The following is a 7,677-nucleotide window of genomic DNA, read 5'->3' as shown; positions in this document are numbered from 1 at the left end:
TCCGCGCTGGCCACGGTGCTCGTCCCGCTGGCGGTACTTCTTCCGTCCGAGATGGCCTTCTGGCTCCTGGCGGCACAGGGAATGATCGCGAACTTCAATGCTCTCGTTTACAACATCACCCAGGTGACTTTCCGGCAACGCATCACACCCGCAGACCTCCTCGGACGGATGAACGCGTCCGTTCGGTTCTTCGTCTGGGGCGTGATGCCCGTCGCGGCGCTTCTCGCCGGGTGGGTGGGGTCCGCGATCGGGACCGTCCCCACCTTATGGATCGGGGTGATCGGCTGCCTGGTGTCGGCGCTACCTGTCGCGCTCGGGCCCTTCTGGCGACTGCGTGACCTTTCCGCCATCGTCGTTCATCGCTGAACTTTCCGCGGCTAGATCTGTGGGGCTTCGAAAGGACTCGACAAGCTCGACCAACGACCCAAGCCTTCAGCGGCGAAGTTCCCCAGCCAGGTGTGCCAGTCGACGCCGGCGGTGGTCACCTCCGGGTCCAGCAACCCAGCTTTGAGGGGTTCCCAATGCCAGCGGCATTGCCCCTACTTCAGTACTTCAGTACATCTCGTCCAGACCATCGATGAAAGCACCGATCGCCTCCCGATCGAGGATGCGGACGACACGCGGGCCATCGATCCTGACCAGGCCACGGCGGACGAGACGTCCGAGTGCCTGGTTGACCGACTGCCGGGTCGCACCCAAACGTGCGCCCAGGTCACTTTGGCTCTCAATGAGATGCACCAGGTCACCTCCGGGGGGCGCTTCGAGCAGACTGCGCGCCAACCGGCGTTCCAGGTCGAGGAAGACGAGGTCGGCCAGCGACTCATTCAGGACCCGGACGATCCCCGCCAACTCACGAGCCAGGTCGAGAGCCACCGCTGACTCCGCCCCCAGCAGCTCGAGATAGTCCTTCGCCGGAATCGCGATCGCCTCGACCCTGCTCAGCGCCTTCGCCGAAGCCAGGTGGCCCGGCTCGAAGACGCTGACATTTCCGGCCAGCTCGCGTTCCCCGGCGACGTGGAACATCAACATCGTTCCGACGCGCGAGGTGACGACGGCGGCGACCCGTCCGGAACCGATCAGGAAGATCCGGGAGACCGGCTCGCTGGCCCGGAACAGGAACTCTCCGCGATCGAAGCGGCGAAACGCGGACTGCGCCGCCAGTCTGGCGAGGCCCTCGTCGGAGGCATGCACCAGGCTCGGCGCGGCACGGAGATCCGCAACCGTCACCATCGGGTCATCGTCCCACCGAGCCATCCAAAGAACCAGGGAAATGTCGCCTCGGCGACAGACAACCCGTGGCCGACTTGCCCACGCTGCACAGATGACGATGATCACCGTCGTGGTCGCTGACGACCATCCGTTCTTCCGCGACGGGGTGAGCCGCGGCTTGACGACGAGCGGGCGGATCCGTGTCGTCGGTGAGGCCGAGGACGGCGTCCAGGCCCTGGACCTGATCCGTTCGCAGCAGCCCGACGTCGCGCTGCTCGATCAGCAGATGCCAGGGCTGGACGGCATTGACGTGGTTCGCGCAGTCGTCCGCGATCGGCTGTCGACGAGGGTGTTGATGCTGTCCGCGGTCACCGACAGCGCAGTGGTATATCGGGCCCTGGAGCTGGGCGCAGCCGGCTACTTGTCGAAGGATGCCCGTCGCGGCGAGATCGTGGACGCCGTGCTCCGGGTAGCCGGCGGCCGGACTGTCGTGCCCGCCGAGTTGGCTGCAGGATTGGCCGGCCAGATCAGGCTGCGGGCCAGTAGCGCTGCGCCGACGCTGTCGGCGCGGGAGCGCGAGGTGCTGCGCGGCTTCGCCGCGGGGCGTTCGGTCCCTCAACTCGCGGCCGAACTCTTCCTGGCGCCGAGCACCGTCAAGACGCACACGCAGCGGTTGTACGAGAAGCTCGGCGTCTCCGACCGCGCGGCGGCGGTCGCCGAGGCGATGCGGCGGGGACTACTGGAGTGAGCTCTGAGCCGATCGCTTCGCTGCGTGCCATCGCCGCGCATCCCGGGCTGCGACCGTTGCTGGTGCGGCAGGCTCGGCGGGGCGTCGGCCTGCAGGCGGCGGTCCGGCTCGCCTTGGCCGCCCTGATGCTGGTCGCAGTGGTGGTGCTGCCCTCGGCGACCGAGCGCGATCTGTCTGTGACCCTCGGGGTCGGCTACCTGGGCTGGGCGATCGTTCTCGCCGGGCTGACCGGGTTCGTCGCCCGCGACATCCGGGTGATCGGGTACGCCTGGCTGCCGTTGTTGGTCGATCTGGCCGCTGTCACCGCACTCACCGTCGTGGCCGGGCTCGAAGCGGTGAGCTGGACGGCGACGGTGCTGACCTACGCCTTCTTCGCGATTCCGGTGCTGGCAGCCACCGAGCTGCGGCCCTGGGTCTGCGCCGGCATCTGCCTGCCCACCGCCGCGCTCTACTTCGCGGCCGGCGCGATCGCCCAAGTGGCCAATGGCGACGAGCCCTGGCCCTCGATCGTGCTGCGGACGGCGGTACTCGCCCTGGTCTGCGCGGGCGCGGTCGCGTCGTCCCATATCCAGCTCACCCGGGTGATCGGCCTGGCCCGGCTCGCCGCGGACCGCACCGCGTTGGTCGACCAACTACTGATCATCGAAGAGCGCGAACGACGGGTGCTGTCGGAACAGCTGCACGACGGGGCCCTGCAGTTCGTGCTGGCGGCCCGGATGGATCTGGATGACCTCGGCGAGACGATCGACGGCAAGGCTCGCGACCGGCTCGACGAAGCGTTGACCACCACGGCACGGTTGCTGCGATCAACCGTCTCTGAGTTGAATCCGGCCGTGCTCGCCCATGCGGGACTGGTGCCGGCCCTACTCGACCTGGCCACCGAGCACGGACGCCGCGGCCGCTTCACTGTCGAGATCGACGCCGAGCACTGGCCGGATGCACCAACCACCGCTGATCCGGTGCTGTTCGCCACTGCTCGGGAACTGCTGGCAAACGTCGTCAAGCACGCGGCGGCGTCCACGGTCACCATCACCGTGCGCTTCGACGGCACCGAAGCATTCATGACGGTCTGTGATGACGGACGCGGGATGGCCCCCGACGACGCCGAGCGCAGGCTGGCCCAGGGACACATCGGGCTGCATTCGCGGCGGACGCGGGTGGAGGCGGCCGGTGGGAGTCTGCGGCTCAGCCGTCCGGACCGCGGCGGCACTCGGGTCGAGGTCGTGCTGCCGGCGAGTTCGATCACTGGCCGAGCCGCGGTCGAGCACTGAGATCCCGGCATCCGCCGGCCGGAGCACACTCCTGTCCACCAATCGGGGGACGCAACGTTCCCCCTAGTCATCAATCATTTGTCGGACGGCGTAGCGCCCGGCGAGAAGGGAGAGTTGTGCTCAGAGCCGGTAAGGAACCGAGCCGAAACAGAGGAGAACCAGATGTTCGCCAAGATCGCCGCCGCCACCGCCATCGCCGCCGCCACGATCGCGCTCAGCGCCTCAGCCGCTTGCGCCGCCCCCATGGTCCACCACACCACTCATCAGGTCGGCACCGCCCACCAGGTCGGCGCCGGGCACACGATGGCCTCGCAGACCTATTGGGTGTACAACGCCACCGACCAGCCGCTGACCATCGTCGGCGTCACCATCGACGGCAACTGGGACGGCGTCAACCCGCCCACCGCAGGCTTCGTGGTGCCGGCCGGCAGCTCCTACCGGTTCGACATGGAGGATGACTTCGCCTGGGGCAACACCGCCACGGTCAACTTCCACGTCGGCAGCACCGCCACCTACCTGCTGGCGATCGCCCACGTCGACGGCAACTCAGAGGGCCAACTCCACGGTTTTACCGGCAGCCGGTTCGACGGCAACGGTGACAACCGGTACACCTTCGCCGTCGGTGGTCCGCAGAGCAACATCGTCACGCTGGAGAACACCGCGCAGACCGTGCACAACCTCTCCGGCGAGCAGGGCGAGGCGCAGTACAAGGCGTTCAACTCCCTGTGCGACACCGGCAGCCTGGCCAGCTGCACGTTCGATGCCAAGAGCGCGGTCGCGGGCCTCGGCGACGAGCGTCTGGTCGGCACGCTGCTGGACGCGGAGGGCATGCCGGTCGACGAGACGATGAGCTGGAGCCACACCACCGAGATGACCAGCGAGTGGGACATCGAGGCGGGGCTGTCGGTCGGCGTCGAGGGCATCGTCACCGCCGAGGTCAAGACCAAGTACCAGCAGGACTACAGCACCTCGGACAAGGCCTCCAGCGAGTACCACATCAGCGTCGACAAGGGGAACGTGGGCTGGCTGACCTACTCGCCGCCGGTGGAGAAGGTGACCGGCGACTTCACCATCACCCTCGGCAACGACACCTGGAACCTGACCGACGTCCACTTCGACCTGCCGAAGAACAGCGGCGGGGTGGGCAACGGCGGCGAGATGCACGCCTACCAGCTGCCGAAGGGCAACCCGGGCATCCCGTCCGGAACCGAGTTCGTGCACAGCCGCTGACGACGAGCGAATCGCAGAAAGGGCTCCCCGGGCCAATGACCTGGGGAGCCCTTTCGGCGTGTCGTGGCGACGCCGGACCGGTTCCGTCGCCCGGGCTCGCCCCGAGATCCCGAAGGGGTGCGTCGTCGCCGTCTATGCCCGGCGGGTGAAGGTGCCCATGCCGTCCTGTTGGTAGTACTCGATGGTCATTGCGCTGGCCCTGCCGCCGCGGCCGCGGGCGAACGTCAGCTTCGAGACGCTGCCCGGGTTGGCGCTTTCGCCGGCAGGCTCGTAGACGTAGGTGTCGCCGTCCCAGTGCCGCAGCGCGACCGGCGTCCTCTTAGGTCCGAGCCGCAGCCTCGTCAGCCGTGAGCCGGACGCTTCGACAAGGGCGGTGCCTACGTAGTCGTTGGCGTAGGTACCCGCCAGCAGCGTGGGATCGGACGCCGGCTTCGGATTCGCCGGCGGCTGCTTGCCGGCCAGTTCGCCGAAGGGTTCACTCAGGCCGGCGAACGCGCCCGAATACAGCGCCCACCAGTCGAAGACCGGACGCCCGTAGACGGCCAGATCCGCGAACTGCTGGTTGAGCGTTTCGGCCGCCCCCACCGGGGTTCCGTTGGTCAGCGTGACGATGCCGAATCCTTCCAGCGGGCTGAGCAGGAAGTGGGTTCCTGCGCCGGCCGAGAAGGCGCCCGAATGGGAGACCTGGGTGCGACCGGAGGACTGCACGGTCACGTCGAAGCCGTAGCCGTAGCAGCCGGCCCGGGCAGCGGCCGTGGACGCCGGGGACGAGACGATCTGCGGAGTGACGGCAGGCGTCAGTGCCTTCGGGTCGACGATCTTCCGTCCATCGGGGCCGGTCCCGTCCCCCAGCACCATGATCATCCACTTCGCAAGGTCGTTAACCGATGAGCTGACACCACCGGCCGGACTCTGTGCATCGGGCCTTCGGACGTACTTCGGCGTCCAGGCCCCATCGATCTTGACGTGGGTGTACGCGCGCTCGGGGTGACCTTGGTAGTCGGCGAAGCGCGAGCTGGTGTGGGTCATTCCGAGCGGCCCGTACAGCGCACGTTCTGACAGGCTTGCCCAGTCGAGGCCTGCTGCGTTGGCGACCGCCTGGGCCGCGGCCGTCATGCCGAAGTTCGTGTAGTTGTAGCTGATCCGGAACGGCTGCAAGGCCAGGTAGCGCAGCCGGCGCAGGATCTGCGCCTGGTCATAGCCGAGGTCTTCGAGCAGGTCACCGGCATGGCCGGGCAGGCCGGAGCGATGCGCATACAGATCGGCGATGGTCAGCTGCGAACTGACGTAGGCGTCCTTGAGCGCGAATCCGGGAAGATGCCGTCGCACCGGCGTCGTCCAGTCGACGACGCCCCCGGCCACCTGGCTCGCGACGACCGTTGCGCCGACCGACTTCGACACCGACGCCAGTTGGAACACGGTGTCCGGCCCGACGTCACCCGGCGTTCCGACCCTGCGGACTCCGAATCCCTTGGCGTATAGGACTTTGCCCCGGTGGACGACGGCAGTGGCCAAGCCGGGCACGGTCGATTTCGCCAGCAGGTCGGCGATCAGGGCGTCCAACCTCGCCGCCGCGGCCTCGACCTGCCCGGCGGGGATCGCCGTTCCTGGCTGCAGGGGCGGCGCCAACGGCTGGGTCGTGTCGACTGCCGACGGCGTCGGAGTGGACGCCGCACCGCCGGTGCAGCCGGCCAGGGCGGCCCCGATGGCCACCGCGCCCCCACTGGCGAGCGCGAGCCGCCGGTTGACCAGCCATGGGCCAGGTACGGCCGGACGCTCGTCGGGTAAGTCGGTCATCGCATCCTCCTGGAGGTCCGAGGGACGTCATTTCCGGGTGAACGACACCACGTCCCGGCTCATCGGTAGCTGGTTGGTCCGTTCCCCCGCGCCTGCCGGATCGACGGGGACCGGATCGGTGGACGGGTTGAGCTTCATCAGTTGCTCGAGGGTGGGGCTGCGTCCGGTGAGGGTGAACGCGTCGATCACGAACGGCAGGCCGTCCGCCACCAGTGCCGACGGCCGGTCCATCAGCTGGAAGTGCAGGTGGGTTCCGGTCGAGCTGCCGGAGTTGCCGGTTCGGCCGAGTGGTTGACCCTTGACCACCTGGTCCCCGGCCTCGACGGAGACCGATCCCGGCTTCAGGTGGGCGTAGAACGCGTACACACCCGCACTCAACTCAAGAATCACGTGGTTGCCGTCGGCTTCCTCGATACCCACCGGCTTGGGTGCGTCAGGAACCTGGTCGGGATAGCCGTCGACAGCCGCGACCACCCGGGCATCGGCCACCGCGAGCACCGGCTGGTCGTAGGTGAACCAGGCGGCGTTCCTGCTGCTGTCACCGCTCGCCAGCAGGCCTTTGGCGTCGATCTTGTTGAAGTCGATCGCGAACCGCTGGGCGAGCCAGAGGTTGTTGTTGATGGGTTGCAGTGAACGGCGATGGGGACCGTCGCAGCAGCTGGGCAGCGCGATCCACCCGGTGCCGTCCAAGGGCGGCCCGATCACCGTGGGCGGACGCCGATCGATCTCGGTTGCGCCGCCGGTGCTGCTGATCACGGACGGCACCGGCAGGCCGGGCGGCACTGAGACCGTCAGGGTGTGCTCGATGGCGGACGGCAGTTGCGACCCGCCGGCCATCGTGATGTCCATCCAGACCGCCCGAACCGCGGACGCCTCGACAACAGTCGGCCTCTTGGACTGGCCGGCCAACGGCGACATGGCGCCGGCGAGCACCTCACCGGTCAAATTCTGCAGGCTGCCGCCCGCCGCGTCGCGGACCGTGACACCGGTGACGGTCACCGGAACCGGGAACCCATTGGTCAACTCCAGTTCATAGACCAGATGCACCTTCGCGTCGGTGCCGGTGAACCATCGGGGCTGGGACATCACCCGCATGACCACCGGGGTGAACTGCTCCGTCACCGGGCTCGCCGGTACCGCAGAACTCACCCCGGCGGTCGGTGCGGCACCGGTTGACGGTGAGGCCGCCGGGCCCGCCGCGGAACAGCCGCTGACTACTGCGGCGATCACCATCGCTGCCACCAGCCGCACGCGCCCCCCGCAGAACCCGACCCCCGAGTTGCTCACGACCTTGGTGGACAGGTCAAGCGCGTCCCGATCGATGCTCACGCGGTGAGCCTGGACCCCTCCGCCGGAGGTTGTCTGTCACCGAGCCGACAGCTCACCCTCTCCGGGGCGCTGAAGGAAGATGCTCATGGCAAC

General features: G+C 68.1%; 6 protein-coding genes and 1 pseudogene. 4 read left to right on the top strand and 3 right to left on the bottom strand.

Annotated elements, in window-relative coordinates:
• A pseudogene (locus tag Q0066_RS04575) lies at positions 1-366 on the top strand (hypothetical protein); the annotation flags it as partial.
• A gap of 186 nt (positions 367-552) precedes the next feature.
• On the opposite strand, the gene Q0066_RS04570 reads toward Q0066_RS04575, so the two are convergent.
• Positions 553-1,230: a Crp/Fnr family transcriptional regulator gene (locus Q0066_RS04570; RefSeq protein WP_298130497.1), complete on the bottom strand. Its 678-nt coding sequence runs from the start codon at positions 1,228-1,230 to the stop codon at positions 553-555.
• A gap of 91 nt (positions 1,231-1,321) precedes the next feature.
• Here Q0066_RS04570 and Q0066_RS04565 point away from each other — a divergent pair, with 91 nt between their 5' ends.
• The 3 genes from Q0066_RS04565 (at position 1,322) to Q0066_RS04555 (ending at position 4,458) form a co-directional block, all read left to right on the top strand.
• Positions 1,322-1,957, top strand: coding sequence for a response regulator transcription factor (locus tag Q0066_RS04565; protein ID WP_298130495.1), 636 nt, complete (start codon positions 1,322-1,324; stop codon positions 1,955-1,957).
• On the top strand, positions 1,954-3,228 hold the full coding sequence (locus tag Q0066_RS04560; protein ID WP_298130493.1) for an ATP-binding protein: 1,275 nt from the start codon (positions 1,954-1,956) through the stop codon (positions 3,226-3,228). The genes Q0066_RS04565 and Q0066_RS04560 overlap by 4 nt, the downstream gene beginning before the upstream one ends.
• Before the next feature lie 162 nt (positions 3,229-3,390).
• On the top strand, positions 3,391-4,458 hold the full coding sequence (locus Q0066_RS04555) for a hypothetical protein (protein WP_298130491.1): 1,068 nt from the start codon (positions 3,391-3,393) through the stop codon (positions 4,456-4,458).
• Positions 4,459-4,590: 132 nt separating this feature from the next.
• On the opposite strand, the gene Q0066_RS04550 is transcribed toward Q0066_RS04555, so the two are convergent.
• Positions 4,591-6,255: a serine hydrolase gene (locus tag Q0066_RS04550; protein ID WP_298130488.1), complete on the bottom strand. Its 1,665-nt coding sequence runs from the start codon at positions 6,253-6,255 to the stop codon at positions 4,591-4,593.
• Between the two features lie 27 nt (positions 6,256-6,282).
• Positions 6,283-7,584: a M23 family metallopeptidase gene (locus Q0066_RS04545; RefSeq protein ID WP_298130486.1), complete on the bottom strand. Its 1,302-nt coding sequence runs from the start codon at positions 7,582-7,584 to the stop codon at positions 6,283-6,285.
• Between the last annotated feature and the right edge of the window lie 93 nt (positions 7,585-7,677).

The organism is Micropruina sp. (assembly GCF_027492755.1).
Taxonomy (GTDB): domain Bacteria; phylum Actinomycetota; class Actinomycetes; order Propionibacteriales; family Propionibacteriaceae; genus Micropruina.
This window is presented reverse-complemented; position numbering and strand designations above follow the sequence as displayed.